Consider the following 21,033-nt stretch of genomic DNA (forward strand, 5'->3'; position numbering starts at 1 on the left):
TGTGTTGACGCAGTTTCAGGGGGAGTTCCTGAAACGGTTCGCGGATCGGACTGTGGTGTGGGCGGTGACGTCGGCCAATCATCGGACGACGAAGCGGAATCCGGTGGCGTTCGATCGGCGGGAGGCGGCGATCGAGCGGTTCAGTGCGGCGGAGGGGATCCGGTCGCTGGTGGTGGGAGTGGTTGACACTCCGCCGACGGACGAGTTCGCCGAGGTGACGGTGAAGGCGATCGAGGCGGGGACCGACGATCTCGTGCGGCTGACTCCGGAGAACACGGTCGTGGCGTGCTCGACGCCTGAAGTGAGCAAGCTGTACGAGCAGCTCGGGTACTCCGTGATCGGCGTCGAGCCCGAGGGTACGGCGCGGCCGTGGGACGTGCTGCTGATGATTGCTGCGGGCAACGAGCAGTGGAAGGAACTCGCGCACCCGGCAACCGTCGACGTGTTCGAGCGGTACGCCCTGGACGCGCATGTCGCGCGGTGTGTGAACGACCCGGTGGTCGGCGACGACGGCGGACTGACCACGACCCGCGACTACAAGACGTACGCCGACGCGTTCGAGACCGCCGCCGACCGGAAATGGCAACAAATCAAGGCGTTCGTCCGCCCTGGCCGGATTCTCGACATCGGGTGCGCGACCGGTGCGACCCTGCAGTTCGTCGACCGCGATCCGCGTTTCCACGAGTCGGATCTGATCGGCGTGGAGGTCGCGCGGCACCTGTTCGCCGAATGCGAGCACAAGAAGGAACAGGGCCTGTTCAGCAACCCGAACGTCTACTTCTACCAGCGCAACATGCTCGGCTCCGCGGTGTTCCCGCCGCGCTCGATCGACACCACGCTGACGCTCGCGCTCACCCACGAGATCTGGTCGTACGCCGACGGTTCGCGGCCCGATACGGTCCAACGGTTCGCCGACGCGCTCTACGCCCACACGGCCCCGAACGGTGTCTGGATCAACTCCGACGTGTGCGGTCCCGACGAGCCGGATCGTCCCGTCGTACTGCGGCTGGACGACAGCGACGGCGAGAACCCGGACGCCATCACGGAACTCGAGTCCCTCGACGACCCCGCGACGTACGTCGGAAAACTCTCTACGCGGGCGCGCTTCTTCCAGTTCGCCCACGATTTCCGGCGGAACGCGAAGGTGCCGTTCGGGTACGAGGTCCGCGCCGACGGGCTGGTGCTGCGACTCGCCGACGCGATGGATTTCCTCACCCGGAAGGACTATGTCGACAACTGGCTGAGCGAGACCCACGAACAGTTCTGCGGCCTGAACTTCGCCGGCTGGACCACCGTCGCCGAACGCGCCGGCTTCACCATCGACCCGTCCTCAACCGCCTGGCGCAACGACTGGGTCATCGACAACCGCATCACCCCAGTAGCCTCCATCACCACCCCCAACGGCGACCCCATCGACTGGCCAGTCACCCACCAACTAATGATCGCCCGCCGCTAACTCACTTCGAGGTGGAGGGTGCCGGCTAGGGGTCGGATGGCGTAGGTGTGGGGGGATCGGGTGACGGTCAGGGGGAGGCGGCTGGACAGGAACGGCTCGCACTGGACTGCGTGGGAGGTGCCGTCCGGGGCGGTGGCGAAGAGGATCCACTCCGCCGCGTCCAACGCCGCCATCTCCACCACGGCGGCCCAGCCGTCGTCCGAGACGGTACGTCGGCACGCGACGTCCACGTGGTCGTCGGAATCCGGCAGGTACCGTCGCCAGCTGAAGTCCACCTCGCCCCAATCGGGCCCGCGCACCACCAGCATGTTGCCTGCGGCAACCGCAGCGGTGGCGGTCATCCGGATCGGGGACTCGTGCAGGTTCACGTACCCGCCGGTCGACCGGGTCAACATCACCACCCGCCCGCGCTCGGCGTGTGAGACCAGCCGATCGCCCGCCGTCCACAGCAGCACCTGCTCCTGCCCCTCCGGCCCACGGACCCGGAACGCGCGCGTCGTCCGTTGACTGAACGGGTCGTCCGGATTGATCTCCGCGAGGATCGGCCCGATCGGCAACCACGCGGTGAAGTCCCGGCCACGCACCTCGAGCGGCACCTGCTCCTCACCACCCGACAACGGCCGGCTCACGAACAACGCCGGCTCGTCGAACGTCGATCGCCCGTGCAGCACCAGCGCATCGGGGGTCTGCTCGACCGACGTCAACCGGCAAGGATCCGCCAACCGCCGTACGGCGAACGCACCTTCCTTGCCCGGACCAGGCTGGATCCAGTTCGTACCGTCGATCCACGCGCCCGGCGGCCACCCCGGGCTGCCGGCCTTCTGCCCCCGCAGCAGGTCCCGTCGCCGAATCCCACCGACCCGCAGCCGTACGTCGAAGTGCGACGGGCCGGCTGTGCACTTGGCGAGAAGCTCGCGACTGACGCGAACCTCGAACCCCACCATGCTTTCCTCGCCACGGAGATCGGTCGCCGGGTAGCGCCGTACCGGAAGCCGGTAGTTCTTCCCGGCGATCACCAAGTCGATGCGGAGGTTCGACGGCTTCGACTGCAGGTGCCGGATCTCGGCGGTGCCGCGGACCGACAACGCGCCGTCGATCCAGGTCACCTCGCGCACGCTGGTCGCCAGCGTCAGGTCGTTCTTGGTGAGCGCGAGGTGTTCCTGGGCCGCGTCGGGGTCGAGGGCCACCTTGTGCAGCAGTTCGAGATCGCCCGCACGCAAGGCCGCGAACTGGAGCTGGGCGAGGCGTGGCGAGTTCACCAGCACGGCCTCGTCCAGGCGGTCCAGGAGCTCGGTGGTGAGCTCGATCAGGTGCTGCTCCTCCTCGGGCGGGACCGTGCCGAAGGCCGAGAGGATCGCGTGCAGGTCGATCTGCCGGAAGTGCGCGTGCACCCGGTGCCGGATCGCCGGCGGCGCGTCCTCGATCTCGTCCAGCACCAGACCGGCCGAGACGACCCGGTCGCGCATGTTCGCGAGCTGGAACTTCTGCTGCGTGATCGAGTCACCCGACTCGCGCTCGCGCCAGAAGTACACCGGCGCCGCGAGCGCGTCGACGGTGACCGCGTCGAGGTGCGCCTTCAGCGTGACCGGATAGTCCTCGTACCGGATCGCCGGGAACCGGTAGCCGTACTCGTCCCAGAAGGACCGCCGGTACACCTTGTTCCACACCATCCGGTCCAGCACCAACTGCGGCGTCTCGGAAATGTGCGTGGCCAGGCGATTTTCCGTGAACGCCTGTGCATGCAGCCACGACGGCCGTACGCCGTAACTGTTGTTGAACCGTCGCGCGTTGCCGGCGGCGAAGTCCGAACCGGTCTGATCGAGCGACCGGACCAGCATCCCGAACCCGTGCCGAGTCACCAGGTCGTCGCTGTCGACGAACGTGAGGTACTCCCCCGACGCGTGCTCGACGCCGGTGTTGCGCGCCGGACCGAGGCCGGCGTTCTGCTGCTCCACGATCCGGAACCGCGAGTCGCGCAGGCAGAACTCCTTCGCGATCACGGCACTGTCGTCCGGCGAACCGTCGTCGACCAGGATCGCCTCGAAGTCGCCGAAGGTCTGCCGCGCGATCGAGTCCAGGCAGTCCTCGATGTAGGCCCCCACGTTGTAGAACGGCACTACCAGGCTGAGACGCGGCGTACTCACCGTTGTCTGATCCGGCGCGCGAGCTTGCGGGCGACGACCTTCGGCTTGCGGACCTGGGCCGCGTGGAAGATCACCCGCGAGACGGCGTACGTGCGGGATCCGCGGATCCGCTCGTGGGCCGTGGTCAGCCGCTGGAGCTGTCCGCGAAGCTCGCGGATGCGGTTCTCGCGGGTCTTCATCGCCTTGTTGCGGAAGCCGAGCGTGCGTTCGAGGCCGTAGACGTGGCCCTTCAGCTCGAACAGCTCCCGCTTGGCCTCTTCGGCTTCGGCGAGCGTCGTGCGTACGTCGACGGTGGTGGTGGTGCCCGTCTCCAGTACGACGTCCAGCGCGGCGGCGAGCTCCTTGCCGCAGGCAACTTGTTCGGCGGTGGCGGGGAGGGAGTCGGGGCTCGTGGCTGGGGTCTGCTCGGGCGGCTCTATGCCGGACATGCCGAGCCACGCGGAGATGAGGTCGTCGCCCAGCATCCACGGCGGCCACGGGTGGCGGCGGTGCTGTCCGATCAGACGGTCGTGGAACCGCGCCCAGGCGGCGGCCAGCAGGTCCTCTTTATCGATGGGGTCCTCGGCCACCCAGCCCGAGATGCCGTACGCGAACGAGTCGCCGTCGTAGATAACGTCGTCCCAGCGGAGCACGAGGCGGGATTCGGTCACCCAGTCGCCGAGGTCGGCCGCCAGCTTGCGGAAGGCGGGCACATCCTCGGCCGCGGCGAGGCGGAACAGCACGCTCTCAACCGACACACCCGAGGGGACTGTCGAGGGGACAACGGAGGGGTCAAAGAAGAGCGAGCCGCCGGTGGCAGGGGGCGCGGTGGTGGTGGGCGTGGTGGTGGTGGCTGCGGTGGTCGCGGTAGTGGTGGTGGCGGGGGCGGTCGTGGGGGCGGGGTCGCCGATGATGGTTGTGTCCCAGCCGGTGAGGGTTTGGTCGGCGGTCAGGACTACGTCGGCGGATTGGGCGTAGACGTCGTGGGTGGCGCCGGTGCCGGCGATGGCGAGCCAGCCGGTGGGGATGGCGGCTAGTAGGCCGGCTCGGGCGGCGGTGTCGACGCCCTCGGCGGCGGGTGACAGGAGCGGGACGTCGACCGACTCCAGCGCGGCGCCGGCCAGGCGGGTGGGGAGTTCTCCGGGGCGGGCGGTTGCGGCGACATCGGCGCGGACGAAGCTGCGGGAGCCGAAGTCGGCGTACACCTCACAGGCCCACGGGAGCGCGGACTTGAGCTGGTCGACGGCGACCGGACGGGTCGGGTCGTCGTGGAGCGGGCGCCACTCGTCGTCGCCGTGGCGTTCGTCGGCAGGACGGCTGTCCAGCAGGTTGAGCAGCGAGAACTCGTTTTCCAGCCCGAGTACGACGACCGCGTCCGGAGCGGCCAACGCGGCGAGCGCGCCCAGACGCGCGGTCCACGACAGGTCGGCGCTGTCGTATCCCAGGACGCGATCGAGTCCGTCGGAAGCGATGATCACGTCGTACGGCTCGGTCTGCAGGCCGTCGAGCGCACCGGCGATCACCTGCAGGCACGGCCCGAAGTCCTCGCCCAGCTGCTGCGCGTCCGCGACCGAGCGGACCAGGATCGTCACGTCCGCGGAGTGCGCGAGCACCGACTCGATCAGCTGCGGGGCGTGCGGCCCGAGGATCAGCGTCCGCCGATTGGCGGGTACGACGTCGGTCAGCAGCGCGGCGAGCGCCGGTCGTGGCGTCGTGTGGTCGGTCCACGGCTGCATCTCGCCGCGGACGACCTGAACCCCAGCTGCCAACTCAGACACGCTCTCTCCAATCGAACAGCGACCGCAGTTCCGCGGGCGGCATCATCCAGGGTTTGCCGAGCTCGAGGTCGGTGGTCGCCCGGGCCGCTTCGAGATCGACGGTCTTTCCGAGCATTTCCGGCCAGAGCCGCTCGATCCGGCTCTGGCCGCCGAACAACGGGTTCTCGCCGTCCATCTCCATCGGGTCGCCGTACACCGCGGGCTCGCAGCCGGCCGCGACGCCGTAGAAGATCGCGGTCGACAGCCGGTTGGCCGCGACCCGCTTGTGCTTGCGCAGCTCGGCCAGCTGCTTGAACAGGAACCGCCGGTCGGTCCCCTCGTACGAGAACCCGCGCCGCCCGAACGACACCACCCGGAACCCCGCGTCCTCGTAGAACCCGCGCACCTCGGGCCGGTCGTACTCGGTGTAATACAAGGAAAACGTCACCGGGCCGGGCTCGGTCTCGCGGATCTCGTCGATCAGCCGCTGGTGGTCGCCGTGGATCTTGCCGCCTTCCCACCCGTGGAAGAGGAACCACAGCGTGCCTTCGCGCTCGACCGGCTCCTCGGGCTCCGGCTCGAGCTCCATCAGGTACAGGAACGGCGCACCGATGCTGTGGTAGTTCCGCCGGCCGAGTGCGTGCCCGCGACGACGAGGCGCATCGCTCCAGGTGAACCGCCAGGCGCCGTCGTAGAACTCGTGCACCGGGTTCCAGCCGCAGCCGATGTTCCAGCCGTGCTGCAGGTATCCGCGCAACCGCGGCGGGTGGTCGAAGTCGAACCCGGCGTACCGGGACAGGATGTGCGTCTGACCGTAGTAGTGGTTGTGGTGATGCATCAGCGCACCTCGACGTGCAGAGTGCCGGCATGGGGTCGAACAGCGAGCGCGTGCGACCCGTGAGTGATTGCCAACGGCAACCGGCTGCACAGGAACGGCTCGCACTGTACGGCGTGGGCCGCACCGTCAGCAGGAGTGGCGAACAGGATCCAGTCGGCCAGCGCGGCCAGCGGATCGACCGAGACCTGCACCGCGGTCACCGGGACCAGCGCGTCCACCTCGACCGTCGCGGACCATCCTTCGGCGGTGAGGGTACGACGGCACGCGACGTCGAGATGCTCATCGGAGTCGGCCAGGTACCGCCGCCACGCGAACGTGACATCGCGACCCTCCGATCCGCGCACCGTCAACTGGTTGCCCTCGACACCCGCCGCCACAGCCGTCGTGCGGATCGGCGACTCGTGCAGGTTCACGTACCCGCCGGTCGAGCGGGTCAGCGTGACCACCCGGTCCTCCACGACCCGCGAGGCCGCCGAGTCGCTCGCTGTCCACAGCAGGACGCGCTGCTGACGCTCGGGCCCGCGCATCCGGAACACTCGCGTTGTCCGCTGGCCGAAGGGATCGTCGTAGTTCGCGGCCGCGAGGATGTCCTGGATCGGCACCCGAGCAGTGAAGTCACGCCCGTCGATCTCCAACGGAACCTGTTCCTCGCCACCGACAACAGGCCGGCTCAGGTACAGCTCCGGCTCGTCGAACGACGCCCGCCCGTGCAGCACCAGCTCGTCAGCCGTCTGCTCGACCGCGGTCAACCGGCACGGGTCCGTCAGCCGTCGCAACGAGAACCAGCCGTACTTCCCCGGCCCGGGCTGGATCCAGTTCAGCTCGTCGATCCACGCACCGGGCGGCCAGCCGGGACTCCCCGGGCCCTGACCGCCGAGCATGCCCTTCCGCTCCCGTCGCCCCGACCGCATCCGCACCTCGAAGTGCGCCGGCGCGCCGGTGCACTGACCGAGCAGCTCGCGGTCCAGCAGCACCTCGAACCCGACGAGTGTCTTGTCCCCGTGCAGGTCCAACGCGTTGTACCGACGTACGTCCAGCGGGTACGTCGTCTCACCGACGGCCAGTGCGATCTCGAGAGTCGACGTACGCAAGGTCTCCAGGTGGCGGATCTCCGCGGTGCCCTTGACCGACAGCATGCCGTCGACCCACTCCACCTCGCGCACGCTCGTCGCGAGGGTCAGGTCCTGCTCGCGGAGCTTGTAGAGCGCCTGAGGCACGGCGGACTCGCCGAGGCCGGGGTAGTTGTAGTCGAGCTGCCGCGACCGGCGCGGACGCGGTACGGCACGCGCCCCGCCGCGGAGCCCGCCCGAGTTCCGGAAGTCCGCGAGCCGCCGGAGCAGCTCCACGTCGCCGGACCGGAGCGCGGCGTGCTGGATCCGGTCATACCGGTGGGTGGCGGCCAGAACGTCCTCGTCGAGCCGGTCGAGCAGCTCGCGGGACAGCTCCACCAAGGCCTGCTCGTCCTCGCTCGGCACCGAGCCGAACGCGGACACCAGCGTCAGTACGTCGATCTGCGCGAGATGCGCGTGCACCCGCCGGCGGACCACCGGTACGGCGTCCTCGACGAGATCGACGACCATCCCGGCCGAGGTCACCCGGTCCCGGATGTTGCCGAGCTGGAACTTCTGCTGCGTGATCGACTCGCCGGACTCGCGCTCGCGCCAGTAGTAGACGGCCTGCGTGATCGTGTCCACGGTCACCGCGTCCAGGTGCGCCTTGAGCGCGACCGGGTAGTCCTCGTACCGGATCGGGGGGAACGTGTACCCGTACTCGGTCCAGAACGACCTGCGGTAGACCTTGTTCCAGAGCATCCGGTCCAGGACCAGATCGGGGAACTCGGTCACGTGCGTGGCGTGCCGGACCCGGGCGAAGGGCTGCTTGTGCAGCCACGACGGGCGGACGCCGAAGCTGTTGTTGAACCGCCGCGCGTTGCCGCCGGCGATGTCCGAGCCGGTGCGGTCCAGGGTGCGGACCAGCGCGGCGAACCCGTACCGCGAGACCAGGTCGTCGCCGTCGACGAACGCCAGGTACTCGCCGGTGGCCTCCCGGATGCCCGCGTCCCGGGCCGGACCGGGGCCGGCGTTGTCCTGCTGGATCAGCCGGAACCGCGGGTCCCGCGCACAGAACTCCTTCGCGACGACAGCGCTGTCGTCGGGCGAGCCGTCGTCGACGAGGATCGCCTCGAAGTCGGACCAGGCCTGCCGGGCGATCGAGTCCAGGCAGTCCCCGAGGTACTCGCCGACGCCGTAGAAGGGCACCACAACGCTCAACCGCGGAGTCACTCCGGTGTGTCCTCCTCCGCGGTCGCTACGAATCTTTACGTAGCGGCAACGAGGTGAACCGTCAGGAGGTTATGCACAGGCTCGAACCCGTAGCGGGACCAGACCCGCTGGATGCCGATCTGGTGGGCCTGGGCGGTGACGACCAGGCGTCGCGTCGTACAGACGTCCTCGATCGCGGCCAGCAGGTGACCATACCGGCCACGACCCTGCTCGGCGGGTACGACGCCGGCCAACTGGATCTCGGTCCACGAGTGCTGCACGTCGACGGCCGCCAATGCGAGCACCCGCCGGTCCGGACCCCGCAGTACGACGGCACCTGCCGCACCGATCCGCCGCCGGGCCCACTCCTGGCGCCCGGCCAGCGCGACCGCTCGGTCGAACATCGGGTTGGAGCAGTAGTGGTTGCCGGAGTCGCCGAAGACGTCCGCGACCAGGTCGTCCACCAGGTCGTCGTCGACCTCCGGCTCGAGCTGCGCGGTGAAGCCGGCCAGCGGCGCGGGGCGCCGGCCCTTGCCGACCGGCAGCGCCCAGCAGGTGACGGCGTCGGCCAGCAACGCCTGACGCGGCCCGTCGGCCAGTGCGGCGAACCAGGTGGTCTCACGGGCCGGGTAGCGCAGCACGATCACGTCCGCGGTCGACTTCTCGACGGCGGCCAGCACCTCGGCGAGCGGCGTACCGGCCGAGGCGGACACCGACATCCGGTCGATGGAGACCCCGAACCGCTTCGCCGCGTCGACGGACGGCCGCAGGGTCAGTTCACCGGCTTCGAGCGCGTCGTACCAACTCATAGGGCGCAGAGCTTAAAGCATCGTGGTTACGAGGCTCACCTGGAGTGACAGGTTGCGTTCGTGGCGCGACGGATTTCACATTAGTGTTACGACATGCGCGCGAAAGCGAGGCGGCGGGGACCCCGGGCTGCGGGGCCGTCCCTTTCCGGTCTGGTCGCCGGGCTCGCGGTCGTGGTGCTGGCGATCGTGCTGCTCGCGCTGCAAGCGACGGTCTTCGAGGTCGTCCGGTTCGTGCTCTTCACCGGTGTCGCGGTGGCGCTTCCCGGGTTCGCGCTCTGGCGGCTGATCGGCGGGTACGGGCGCAACCTCGTGGAGGACCTGTCGGCCGGGTTCGCGGTCGGTACGGCGGGGCAGGTTCTGGTCTATCTGGCCAGTGCGTCGATCGGGCTACAGGCCTGGTCGTGGGTGTGGGCGCCCGTCGTCTTGGTGATCGCCCTGGTGGACGGCGACGCGCGGGCTCGGGTCTGGCGGCGGGTCGAGCGGCCGTTGCGTCCGCTGCAGGCCTGGCTGCTGGCGGCGTCGACAGCGGTCGTGCTGCTGATCGTGTACCGGCGCGGGCCTGGCCAGTTCCTCCCGGCGTACACCGATCCGTTGCGTGCGTATCCCGACCTCGCCTTCCAGCAGGCGCTGGCCGCGAGCGCGAAGTACGACGTACCGATCTCGACGTTGTGGCTCGGCGGCGAGCCGATGAGGTACCACACGTTCTTCCACCAGGCGACGGCCGCGACGCAGTGGGGGACGCGGATCGACCTGACCGATCTGATCCATTCGCTGAGCTGGCTGCCGCTGTTCCTCGCCGGGTGCGGACTGGTGTTCGCGCTCACCAGTCGGCTGGCCCCGACCGCCGAGTCCGGTGCCACGTGGGCCGGACCGCTCGCGGTGTTCGTCGCCGGTCTCGGTGGGGCCGTGCAGCCGCTGGCGGGCGCCGGGCTGGGCGGGATCTCGACCGCGGTGGCGGCGTACCTGAGTCCGACGCAGAACCTCGGGGTCCTGATAGCGCTGGCGCTCTGCGTGGTGGCGGTGGATCTGCTGCGGGCCGACGGTCGGCCGCGCGGCCGGTGGGTGTTGCTGGTGCTGCTCGCGCTGATCGCGGCCGGGGCGAAGTCGACGATCCTGCCGTTGGTGGGTGCCGGGTTCGCGTTCGCGTTTCTCCAGCTGGGGCTGGCACGGCGGAGTACGCGGCCGGCGTTCCTCGGTGGGTTGCTCTCGCTGACGGTGTTCGTGGCGGCGTTGATCGCGATCTTCGGCGGCAGTACGTGGGGGACCGAGATCAAGCCGTTCGAGACGTTCGTCCAGTTGGCGCCGTACCCGATGCTGGTGTCGAACCCGCATGCCCAACTGTTGTCCGGGGCAACGACTTTGCTGAGCTGGGCGCTGGCCGCCTCGGGGTTGTTCTTCCTCGGGCGCAAGTGGCGGGACTCCGGTGCGGTGTTCCTCGCCGGGGTCGCGGTCGCGGGGTTGCTGGGCACGCTGCTGACGACCCAGTCGGGTGTCAGCCAGTTGTACTTCCTGCGGACGGCCTTCCCGGTCATCGCCGTACTCGCGGCGGTCGGGCTGGCGAATCTGGTCGGGCGGCTCGGAGACCGGCGGGCCGTGGTGCTCGTCGGCGCGGCCGGGCTGCTCGGGCTGGTGGCCCTCGCAGTTGCGCGCTCGCAGTCCGCGGACCTGCAGGGCATCAAGGGCCCGTGGGTGTGGACGATCGCCGCCGTGGCAGTTGTCGCGCTGTTGGTGGCCGTCGTCTGGAAGCTGGCGCGGCGACCGGGCAACTTCTTCGTCGCGTTGCTCGGCGGCGCGGTGGCGGCATGCATGGTCGGCGCGACCCTGGTGCCGTTGCAGGGCTTCGTGTCGGACGAGGCGTCGAACTTGGTCTTCCCGCGCCCGTTCCGCGGCGGCGCGACGGCCGCCGAGGCCGGCGCGGCGCAGTGGCTCCGGCGGAACAGCGCGCCGGGCGACCTGATCGCGACGAACGCGCACTGCATCATCCAGCGCGACGGTCTCTGCGACAGCCGGCACTTCTGGCTCGCCGCACTCTCCGAGCGTCCGGTCCTGATCGAGGGCTGGTCGTACTCCAACCAGGCGAACCGGATCGCCCTCGCCAACGACAGCAACCCGAGCCTCATCCCGTACTGGAACAGCGAGGAGCTCGCCGCCAACGACATCGCGTTCAAGGCGCCCACGCCGGCTGCGATCGAGCGCCTGCGGGAGGCCGGAGTGCGTTGGCTGTACGCCGACAACCGGGCCGGCGAGGTGTCACCGGCGCTCCGCAACTACGTCCGCCTGCGGCACGCCACGCTGGACGCGACGATCTACGAACTCAGGTGAGCCGCAGCAGGGCGTCGGCGACTCGCTCACGCCCGCGGCCGTCGACGAGTTCCCATCCGGCCCTCGCCAGCCGACCACGCTCGGCCGAGTCGGTGAGCAGTCGTTTGAGCATCGGGACCGCCGAGTTCGGATCCGCCTGCAGCGCGCTCAACAGACCGAGCCCAGCCGCCGCGCCGGTGTCGATGGCGCGCTCGTAGCCCATCTCCTGGTTGTCGACCACGCATACCAATCCCGCGGTCGCCCCGAGACACAGCAGCTCCCAGGTCGACGTACCGGACGCACTGATCGTCAGATCCGCGTCACGCACACGGGCCGCCAGCTGATCCGTCGGCCCGATGACGTCGAGGTGCTGGTGCGGTTGCAGCTCGACAGCGGCGATCTTCGCGGCGAGGTCCGACCCGGGCGCGACCACGGTGGCCTCGAACGGCAGACCGGTCGCGGCCAGTGCGCGGGCGACGTACGGACCGGCGCCGAAGGCATCCGTGCCGCCGAAGAACGCGAACACCGTCGGTACGGCGCTGTGCCGGTCAGTTGGTGGTACGGCGGGACGCTGATCGAGGATCTCGTCGCGGATCATCACGTACGGCAGGCCGGCGAGCCGGATCGAGTTCCCCGGCAGCGGCGGGTGGTCGAGCTCGGCCGCGAGGTTCTGGTCCACCAGCACATCGGCCTCCGCGCCGCGGAAGTCACCGTCGACGATCGCCAGCGTGGGCAGCCCGGTCGCCCGGACGGCGGGGTAAACCGCCGCGTTCAGGTCGTACGAGTCGAACACCAGCGCGTCGAGCCCCAACCGGCCGACGAGCTCGACATGCTCGGTGGGTCCCGAGACTGCGGGCTGTACGGCGATCCCCCGGGCCGCGATCTGCTCCGCGGCCCACGGCACGGTGTGCGCGTCGCAGACGAACACGAGCTCGACGTCGCGACGCCGTACCTCCTCGGCCAGCGCCAGACAGCGCATCACATGACCGACACCCCGGGACGGCCCCACATCACATCGCACACCGACCCGTTTCACGGGCCCCAGCGTACGTTTGATCACGTTGCGCTGAGACGGTGGATTGAGGTCGGCGCTCACGGGGCAGCTATTGTTTCGAGGTCCGCACCGCGTGTGTGCGGTTCGGAACTGTCCGTCAGAAGGGTCCCGCTCGCGTGTCAATCCTTACCGGCTCCGACATCCTGGTCACCGGTGGTACCGGGTCGTTCGGCCGGACGTTCGTACGGCACGCGCTGAACCACCTGAACCCGCGACGGATCATCGTCTTCAGCCGCGACGAACTCAAGCAGTGGGAGGTCCGCCAGTCGTTCGGCGACGACCCGCGGCTGCGGTTCTTCCTCGGCGACGTCCGCGACCGGTCCCGGTTGCTGCGGGCGATGCACCGGGTCGACTACGTCGTACACGCCGCCGCTCTGAAGCAGGTGGACAGCGGTGAGTACAACCCCTGGGAGTTCGTCCAGACCAACGTGATCGGGTCGCAGAACGTCATCGAGGCGGCCATCGACTCCGGCGTGAAGCGCGTCGTGGCGCTGTCCACGGACAAGGCGTCGAGCCCGATCAACCTGTACGGGGCGACCAAGCTGACCGCGGACAAGCTGTTCATCAACGGGAACCACTACGCGGCGGCGTACGACACCCGCTTCAGCGTCGTCCGGTACGGCAACGTGATGGGCAGCCGCGGCTCGATCATCCCGAAGTTCCGCGCGCTGCACGCGTCCGGCCACTCGCTGCCGATCACCGACCTGCGCTGCACCCGGTTCCTGATCACGCTGCCCGAGGCGGTCGAGTTCGTGGTCGACTCGTTCGACCTGATGACCGGCGGCGAGCTGTACGTGCCGCGGATCCCGTCGATGAAGGTGACCGACCTGGCCGAGGCGATCGCGCCCGGCGCGACCATGCACGACGTCGGCCTGCGCCCCGGCGAGAAGCTGCACGAGGAGATGATCAGCCCGGAGGAAGGCCGCCGCGCGCTGTCCCTCGGCAACCGCTTCGTGCTGCAGCCCGACCTGGCCAGCTGGGGCTACCAGCCGCCGAGCGACGGTACGCCGGTGCCGGACGGGTTCCACTACGCCTCCGACACCAACGACAAGTGGTACTCGATCGAGCAGATCCGTAAGATCCTCGAGAGCGACGCCTGACGTGCCTCAGCAAGGGACGTTGGTGCGGCCAGCGGTGGTCCAGTCGTTCGCTGGCAAGGCGGCGGAGGAGAGCAATGCGGAGCATTGTGCGACGACGACAACGCCGCCAGCGGGCGTCTGGGGCGCCGCTGGACGTGCCGAACGTTCCTTGGTGAGGCACTAATGCTTCCGTACGGGCGACAGTCGATCTCGGAGGAGGACGTCGAGGCGGTCACCGCCGTACTGCGCGGTGACTGGCTGACCACCGGACCAGCGGTCACCGCCTTCGAGAACGCGATCTCCGAGCTCTCCGGCGGGCACCGGGCGGTGAGCTGTACGTCGGGCACCGCGGCCCTGCACATCGCGTACGCCGCTCTCGGTATCGGCCCGGGCGACGAGGTCGTCACCACCCCCATGACCTTCGTGGCCACCGCCTCCTGCGCCGCGATGCTCGGCGCTCGCGTGGTGTTCGCGGACGTGGACTACGACACCGGCCTGATCGACCCAGCCGCCGTCGAAGCCGCCCTGACGGATCGGTCCCGGGTCATCTCCGCAGTCGACTACGCGGGCCAAGCCGCCGACTACCCAGCACTGCAGGTTCTGGCTGATCGAGTAGGCGCGCACACCCTCGCCGACGCAGCGCATTCCGTCGGCGGTTCGGCGTACGGCCGACCGGTAGGCGACCTCGCCGACGTGACCACCATGTCCTTCTTTCCCACCAAGAACCTCACCACCGGCGAAGGCGGTGCGGTGGTCTGCAGAGATGCTGTTGTTGGGCAGCGGGCCCACGAGTTCCACTTCATCGGCCTGGTCCGCGACCCGTCGCGCTTCGAGATCGCGGACGAAGGACCGTGGCACCAGGAGGTCCACGAGTACGGCGTGAACTACCGCCTGACCGACCTGGGCGCCGCACTCGGGCTGTCCCAGCTACGCCGGCTCGCGGAGTTCAAACGCCGCCGCACCGAGATCACCGCCCGCTACAACGCGGCGTTCGCGGACGTCGACGGACTCCGTACACCGGTGCAGCGCGCCGGCGTCGACCCGATGTGGCACCTCTACCCGGTTCGCGTCCTCGGCGGCCGACGCCGCGAGATCTTCGAGTTGATGCGCGCCGCGGGGATCGGCGTACAGGTGAACTACATCCCCGTGTACTGGCACCCGGTCTTCGCCCACCAGGGCTACCAGCGCGGCCTCTGCCCGAACGCCGAGCGTTACTACGCCGAGGAACTCTCTCTCCCCCTCTTCCCGGACCTCACCGACAGCGAGGTCGACCGGGTGATCGAGACCCTGCTGCAATTGGTTGGATAACGTGATCGATGTGACCCGGTCGAACCTGATCGGCGGCGAGATGCTCAACTGGTCGGATCTGCACCCGGGCGACGCCCGTCCCGCGGCTGCCGGACCCGCAGCATCGGCACTCCTGGCCGCCGCCCTGCAGCCTGACGACGCCGTCCTGATCGCCGGCCCGCACGCCGCCGAGCTGGTCACGGCTGCGGTCGCGCAGGTCACGTCGGTCGACCTCCTGCTCCGCTCGGCTCCCGACGCAGAGGAACTCGCCGAACAACTCGATGACGCCAAGGGGCAGGTCTTCTGCGGCTCGCTCGATCGTTGGGTAGTGGACGAAACGTACGACGTGATTGTTGCGCTGGACGGCTTGGAGCGGCTGGTCGGACCCGATACGGCGAGCTTCCCGTGGGTTAAGGCGCTGGATCGGCTGCGTGAGCGGCTCCGACCGGGTGGACGACTGCTCCTCGGCGCCACGAACTCCTTCGGATTCGAGCGGTTGATCCAGCCGGACATCACGGCGGCCCTCCCCCGCGACGAGGACTGGGGACGCGACATCGCGGACCGGCCGCCCGCAGGTCTCAAACCTCTCCTCTCTGCTCTCGGCACCTCCGACGTGCAGACCTTTGCTGTCTTTCCGTCACTGGTTCAGGCGGACCTCGCGCTCACGACAGTTGATGGGTTCGCAGGGATCACCGCAGCGCGGGCTGTTGCCTCTCGCAACGAAGGCCCGGTGTTGATGGATCCGTACCGCGTGGTGCTGGATGCCGCTGCCGCGGGGGTTGCCTTCGAGTTGGCGCCGGCCTGGTACTTCGTGATTGGTACAGAAGCGCCCGCTGTACTGCCTGAAGGTGTGGTGCCGGAGGGCGAAGGTGTCCTGTTGGAGGAACACCTCCTGATCGCCCTGCGCTGTGATGATCAGGCGGAGCTTCGGCGGGTGATTCCGGCGTACGTCGCCTGGCTGGGTGCGGGTGGTGCCGGGTCGCCGGACAACGTGATCCTGGACGGGACGTCGTACCGGCTGTTCGGGGAGGCGCAAGAACTGGATGTTGTCGAGCACCTCCAGCAGTTCGCACGGCGAGCGCTGGAAAGTGGCGCACGGCAACCATGGCCCGCGGCGGCCGACCCGCATGCGTTGACCGCACGGCTCGCGGCGATGGCGGGGATCACTCTGCCGGAGCAGGAATTCACCCCGGACGAGGTCGTCCGCCCGCGCGGCAGCGCCGAGCAGTTGACCACCGTGGCCCGCCTCGCCGACGAGCTCGCGCACGCGAGCGCCCGCGCGATCCTCTTCGAGGGCACGGTCAGCGGCATCCGCCGCTCGCTCCCGTATCGCGTCGGCCACGCCGTCCTGAACCCGGCCCGGGTGATCCGCCGCCGCCTCAAGCGGGTGCTCCGGAAGGTACGCCGCTGATGCACCACGCCAACCACTTCTACGGGCACGCCAACATCATGGCGACGTACGCCGGACTCTCGAAACCCCCGCGGATCTGGGGCTACCTGCAGCACGGCTGGAACATCCTCGACGGTTTCGCCCACGGCACGAACTTCGCGCCCGGGATGCCGAAGTTCGTCTGGTCGGACAGCGTCCGCCGCCGCGGCCACGCACTCGGCCTGCGCAACTACTCGGTGATCGGCTCTGTCTGGCTGTACCTGCTGAAGACCCACCCCGAGCTGGCGACCCCGTCCAAACGGGCCAAGGGCACCATCTTCTACCCGTTCCACGGCTGGGAAGGCCAGCACGTGCTCGGCGACCACGGCCGGATCGTCGCCTCGATCAACGAACACGAGACCGGCCCGGTGACCGTCTGCCTGTACTGGAACGAGTTCGAGAAACCCGCCATCCGCAACGTCTACAAGGACGCCGGATTCCGGGTCATCACGCACGGCTACCGCGGCCTGCACTGGCGCAAGACCGACGCCAAGTTCCTGGTCAAGCAACTGCGCGAGCTCCGCCGGCACGAGCGGGTCGCCTCCAACCGGCTCAGCTCCGCCGTTCTGTACGGCGCCTCGCTCGGCCTGGGGGCGGGGGTCTACGGTGATCCCATGGTGCTGGAGAACGAGCACCCGTCGTTCGGCGGACAGGCGCGGATCAAGCGGCTGTGGCCGGAGATGGACCAGCCGTACGTCCCGCCGGCGGTCGCCCGTGAGTTCACCGACACCGAACTGGGCGTCGACCACGTCGCCGGGCCCGCAGAAATCCGGGAGATGTTCCGATGGAACAGCTGAAGGTAGGAATCATCACGCAGGTCCGCGTGACCAGCACCCGGCTGCCGGCCAAGGTGCTGCTGACCGTCGCCGGCCGCTCCTATCTCGAGCACCACCTGGACCGGCTGAGCCGAACCGGCCTCCCGGTGATCGTCGCGACCACGACGAACTTCAACGACGACCTCGTCGTCCAGCTGTGCAAGGAGGACGGCTTCCCGGTGTTCCGCGGCAGCGAGGACGACGTCCTCAGCCGGTTCGCCGGCGCCGCCCGCGAGCACGAGCTGGACGCCGTCGTCCGGGTCACCTCGGACTGTCCGCTGATCGATCCCGAGATCGTTGCCGCGGGCGTCGATCGGTGGCGTGCCGAGAACGACCTCGACCTCTACATCTCGAACTGTCTCGAGCGCACCTACCCGCGCGGCATGGACTTCGAGATCTTCTCCGCCGCCCGGTTGTACGACGCGGAGGCGAACGCCACGCTCAAGGCGGACCGCGAGCACGTCACGCCGTACCTGCACCAGAACCGGTCCGGCGAGATGCGGCTGCTGAACCTCCCCTGGTCCGGCGCCTCGGTGTCAAAGAACGCTGCGCAGTACCGGCTCACGCTGGACACCGCGGACGACTGGAAGTTGCTCGATGCCCTCATCGAGGACTTCGGCGGGACCGAGCTCGGCTGCGCCGAACTGGTCGCGATTCTGGACGAGCACCCGGAGCTGGCCGCGCTGAACGCGCACATCGAACAGAAGAAACTCGGCGAGTAGCAGCTATCGCACGCTCCGCTGTGTTGGTTCCTGGGGCATGATTTACCGTGATGACCACCAATGATCCGGCCGGGGACTCCGCCGGTGCCCCAGACAACGGCGCGGACAACGGCGCGGGGAACGGCGCGCACGCCGCGCGGGCCACGTCGTTCGGCGCCGTCGCGGCGGCCTACGACCTGGGCCGCCCGACGTTCCCGGTCGAGGCGCTGACCTGGATCCTGGGCCCGGGCCGCGGACTGCAGGTGCTCGACCTGGGCGCCGGCACCGGCAAGCTCGCGGCGGTCGCCGCCGGCCTCGGGCACGACGTGATCGCGGTCGACCCGTCGCAGGAGATGCTCGAGGTCTGCCGCCGGCGGACCGGGATCGACACGATGGTCGGGGCCGCGGAGTCGATCCCGCTCGCGCACGCCTCGGTGGACGCGGTGATCGTCGGGCAGGCCTTCCACTGGTTCGACCACGCCCGGGCGCTGCCCGAGATCGCCCGGGTGCTGCGCCCGGGCGGTGCCCTCGGCCTGCTCTGGAACAACGCCGACACCGTGGTCCCCTGGGTCCGCCGGATCTGGCAGGTGATGCAGGGTGACGGCCATCAAGGGGAGCACAGTGGCGGCAGTGACCGGTTCGACCCGGTGCCGATCATCGAGCAGTCGAACCTGTTCACGTTCCTGGAGAGCGCCCGGTTCCGGCACTGGCACGACCTGAACCGCGAGGGCCTGCGGCAGTTGGCCCAGTCGCACTCGCGGGTCGCCGTACTCAAGGACACCCGGCGTGACCAGGTCCTGGACCAGATCGACCTGATCTACGAGCACACCGCGCGGCCCCCGGAGGCGTTGCGGATGCCGTACTTCACCGACTGCTTCCGGGCCCACCCCAGCGAGTTCGCGAACTACCGCCGTACGGTCGACGGCCCGGTGGCACCGCACCTTTAGAACGTTTTGGTTGCGGTAGGACAGAAATGCGCTACCAGGGGCTAACGTGCACCTGTTCTAGTCCACCGAAGGGGAACGCATGGACGAGGAAGTGGTGCGCGAGCGGGACGCCCGCGCCTATGAGGCGGTGCACGACGCGGCCGATTTCAAAGAACTGAAGCGGCGGTACAAGAACTTCGTCGTACCGTGGACGATCGCCTTCATGGCGTGGTACCTGGCGTACGTCGCCTGCAACAACTGGGCCCGCGGTTTCATGGATCACCGGCTGGGCGGCAGCCACATCAACGTCGCGCTGATCTTCGGCCTGTTGCAGTTCGTGTCGACGTTCGTGATCGCGGCGGTGTACGGCCGGTTCGCCAACCGCAAGCTCGATCCGCTGGCCCACGGCCTGAACGCCAAGTACAAGAGGGAGCGCCGCCGGTGAACGCACTTCTCGTCCCTCTGGCCCTTCCATTGGCCGCCGAGCCCGGCAACCGGACACTGACGATCTCGCTGTTCACCGCCGTCGTCGCCGTGACGCTGTACATCACCTGGTGGGCGTCCCGCCAGAACAAGACCGCGGCCGACTACTACGCCGGCGGCCGCTCGTTCAGCGGCGCGCAGAACGGCCTGGCGGTGGCCGGCGACTACATGTCCGCGGCGTCGTTCCTCGGGATCTCCGGCCAGATCGCCCTCTACGGGTACGACGGTTTCCTGTACTCGATCGGCTTCCTGGTGGCCTGGCTGGTCGCCCTCCTGCTGGTCGCCGAGCTGCTGCGGAACTCGGGCCGGTTCACGATGGCCGACCAGCTCGCGTTCCGGATGAAGCAGAAGCCGGTCCGGACGGCGGCCGCGACCTCGACGATCGTGGTCTCGATCTTCTACCTGCTGGCCCAGATGGTCGGCGCCGGTTCGCTGGTGGGGCTGCTGCTCGGCGTGAAGAGCGAGGGCCTGAAGGCCGCCGTGATCGTGCTCGTCGGCGCGCTGATGATCGTCTACGTGACGATCGGTGGCATGAAGGGCACCACCTGGGTGCAGATCGTCAAGGCCGTGCTGCTGATGGCGGGCACGGTGGTGATCACGTTCCTGGTGCTGCTGAAGTTCCACTTCAACATCTCCGACCTGCTCGGCTCGGCCGCGAGCAAGACCGGCAAGGGCGAAGCGTTCCTGCAGCCGGGCCTGCTGTACGGCAAGGACCTCACCGGCCAGATCGACTTCCTGTCGCTCGGCCTGGCGCTGGTCCTCGGTACGGCGGGGTTGCCGCACATTCTGATCCGCTTCTACACAGTTCCGGACTCGCGCGCCGCGAGGCGCTCGGTGCAGTGGGCGATCGGTCTGATCGGCGTGTTCTACCTGATGACGCTGGCCCTCGGGTTCGGTGCCGCGGCACTGCTGAACACCGCCAAGGGATCCGCGGTCGAGGCGTCGAAGGGCAACGTTGCGTCGCCGCTGCTGGCCGAGGCCGTCGGCGGCGGGGCGGGCTCGACGGGTGGGGCGATCCTGCTCGCGCTGATCGCGGCGGTCGCCTTCGCCACCATCCTCGCGGTGGTGGCCGGTCTGACGCTGACCTCGGCGTCGTCGTTCGCGCACGACCTGTACGCCAACGTCATGTCCAAGGAGAAGCCGACCGAGAAGCAGGAACTGCGAGTGGCGCGGTTCGCGGCGATCGGTATCGGCGCGGTGGCCATCGGGCTGGCGATCCCGGCGCAGAAGCTGAACATCGCGTTCCTGGTCGCGCTGGCGTTCGCGGTCGCGGCCTCGGCGAACCTGCCGGCGCTGTTGTTCAACCTGTTCTGGAAGCGGTTCAACACCTCTGGCGCGGTCTGGAGCATCTACGGCGGGCTGATCTCGGCCGTCGTACTGGTCTTCTTCTCGCCGGTGGTGTCCGGCAACGGCGAGAAGTCGATGATCACCGGTGCGGACTTCCATTGGTTCCCGCTGTCGAACCCGGGCATCGTGTCGATCCCGCTGGGCTTCCTGTTCGGCGTCCTCGGCACCTACCTCGGCCGGGACCGGTCGAGCGAGAACCGCTACAGCGAACTCTCGGTCCGCGCCCTCACCGGCGCCGGCGCGGAGGGTGCCGCCAAGCACTGACGCAGTACATCCCAAGGGCCGGCTCGCACACTGCGAGCCGGCCCTTCTGCGTCATGAACCGTTGACGCTCGCGTAGTCGTGCCGTAACAATGAGCCAGCGCTA

At 68.9% G+C, this 21,033-nt stretch carries 16 protein-coding genes; 10 read left to right on the forward strand and 6 right to left on the reverse strand.

Annotated features, from left to right (window positions below; genetic code table 11):
* Position 1 precedes the first annotated feature (1 nt).
* A complete protein-coding gene (locus tag EV651_RS18825; RefSeq protein WP_238157047.1) occupies positions 2–1,456 on the forward strand; it encodes a class I SAM-dependent methyltransferase in 1,455 nt (484 codons plus the stop codon).
* Here the strand turns inward: EV651_RS18825 and EV651_RS18830 are convergent.
* The 5 genes from EV651_RS18830 to EV651_RS18850 are packed head-to-tail and all read right to left on the reverse strand — an operon-like array spanning position 1,453 to position 9,244.
* On the reverse strand, positions 1,453–3,600 hold the full coding sequence (locus tag EV651_RS18830) for a glycosyltransferase (protein WP_133786508.1): 2,148 nt from the start codon (positions 3,598–3,600) through the stop codon (positions 1,453–1,455). The genes EV651_RS18825 and EV651_RS18830 overlap by 4 nt on opposite strands.
* Complete coding sequence (locus EV651_RS41400) at positions 3,597–5,357, reverse strand: hypothetical protein (protein WP_166658656.1); 1,761 nt, start codon at positions 5,355–5,357, stop codon at positions 3,597–3,599. Before EV651_RS41400 ends, EV651_RS18830 begins: the two co-directional genes overlap by 4 nt.
* Positions 5,350–6,174, reverse strand: coding sequence for a hypothetical protein (locus EV651_RS18840; RefSeq protein WP_133786509.1), 825 nt, complete (start codon positions 6,172–6,174; stop codon positions 5,350–5,352). Before EV651_RS18840 ends, EV651_RS41400 begins: the two co-directional genes overlap by 8 nt.
* Positions 6,174–8,444, reverse strand: coding sequence for a glycosyltransferase family 2 protein (locus EV651_RS18845; protein ID WP_255512211.1), 2,271 nt, complete (start codon positions 8,442–8,444; stop codon positions 6,174–6,176). The genes EV651_RS18840 and EV651_RS18845 overlap by 1 nt, the downstream gene beginning before the upstream one ends.
* Positions 8,445–8,491: 47 nt before the next feature.
* A complete protein-coding gene (locus EV651_RS18850; protein ID WP_133786511.1) occupies positions 8,492–9,244 on the reverse strand; it encodes an N-acetyltransferase in 753 nt (250 codons plus the stop codon).
* A gap of 93 nt (positions 9,245–9,337) precedes the next feature.
* On the opposite strand from EV651_RS18850, the gene EV651_RS18855 reads away from it, so the two are divergent.
* Complete coding sequence (locus EV651_RS18855; RefSeq protein ID WP_133786512.1) at positions 9,338–11,566, forward strand: hypothetical protein; 2,229 nt, start codon at positions 9,338–9,340, stop codon at positions 11,564–11,566.
* Here the strand turns inward: EV651_RS18855 and EV651_RS18860 are convergent.
* A complete protein-coding gene (locus tag EV651_RS18860) occupies positions 11,559–12,524 on the reverse strand; it encodes a PseG/SpsG family protein (RefSeq protein ID WP_238157085.1) in 966 nt (321 codons plus the stop codon). The two genes, EV651_RS18855 and EV651_RS18860, sit on opposite strands and share 8 nt — an antisense overlap.
* Positions 12,525–12,715: 191 nt before the next feature.
* On the opposite strand from EV651_RS18860, the gene pseB reads away from it, so the two are divergent.
* From pseB to EV651_RS18900, 8 genes are all read left to right on the forward strand, one after another.
* Positions 12,716–13,699: a UDP-N-acetylglucosamine 4,6-dehydratase (inverting) gene (gene pseB / locus EV651_RS18865; RefSeq protein ID WP_133786514.1), complete on the forward strand. Its 984-nt coding sequence runs from the start codon at positions 12,716–12,718 to the stop codon at positions 13,697–13,699.
* Positions 13,700–13,861: 162 nt separating this feature from the next.
* Positions 13,862–14,986: a DegT/DnrJ/EryC1/StrS aminotransferase family protein gene (locus EV651_RS18870; protein WP_133786515.1), complete on the forward strand. Its 1,125-nt coding sequence runs from the start codon at positions 13,862–13,864 to the stop codon at positions 14,984–14,986.
* 1 nt (position 14,987) lies between these two features.
* Complete coding sequence (locus tag EV651_RS18875) at positions 14,988–16,376, forward strand: class I SAM-dependent methyltransferase (protein ID WP_238157049.1); 1,389 nt, start codon at positions 14,988–14,990, stop codon at positions 16,374–16,376.
* On the forward strand, positions 16,376–17,191 hold the full coding sequence (locus tag EV651_RS18880) for a hypothetical protein (protein WP_133786516.1): 816 nt from the start codon (positions 16,376–16,378) through the stop codon (positions 17,189–17,191). The genes EV651_RS18875 and EV651_RS18880 overlap by 1 nt, the downstream gene beginning before the upstream one ends.
* The gene (locus EV651_RS18885; protein WP_238157050.1) at positions 17,179–17,931 is read left to right on the forward strand and encodes a cytidylyltransferase domain-containing protein; all 753 of its coding nucleotides are present in this window, start codon (positions 17,179–17,181) and stop codon (positions 17,929–17,931) included. The genes EV651_RS18880 and EV651_RS18885 overlap by 13 nt, the downstream gene beginning before the upstream one ends.
* A 50-nt stretch (positions 17,932–17,981) precedes the next feature.
* Positions 17,982–18,857, forward strand: coding sequence for a class I SAM-dependent methyltransferase (locus EV651_RS18890; RefSeq protein WP_133786517.1), 876 nt, complete (start codon positions 17,982–17,984; stop codon positions 18,855–18,857).
* A gap of 79 nt (positions 18,858–18,936) precedes the next feature.
* Positions 18,937–19,281: a DUF485 domain-containing protein gene (locus EV651_RS18895; protein WP_133786518.1), complete on the forward strand. Its 345-nt coding sequence runs from the start codon at positions 18,937–18,939 to the stop codon at positions 19,279–19,281.
* Complete coding sequence (locus EV651_RS18900; RefSeq protein ID WP_133786519.1) at positions 19,278–20,930, forward strand: cation acetate symporter; 1,653 nt, start codon at positions 19,278–19,280, stop codon at positions 20,928–20,930. Before EV651_RS18895 ends, EV651_RS18900 begins: the two co-directional genes overlap by 4 nt.
* The last annotated feature ends 103 nt before the right edge of the window (positions 20,931–21,033 follow it).

Origin of the sequence: Kribbella sp. VKM Ac-2571 (assembly GCF_004362255.1) — a bacterium.
GTDB classification, from domain to species: Bacteria; Actinomycetota; Actinomycetes; order Propionibacteriales; family Kribbellaceae; genus Kribbella; species Kribbella pratensis.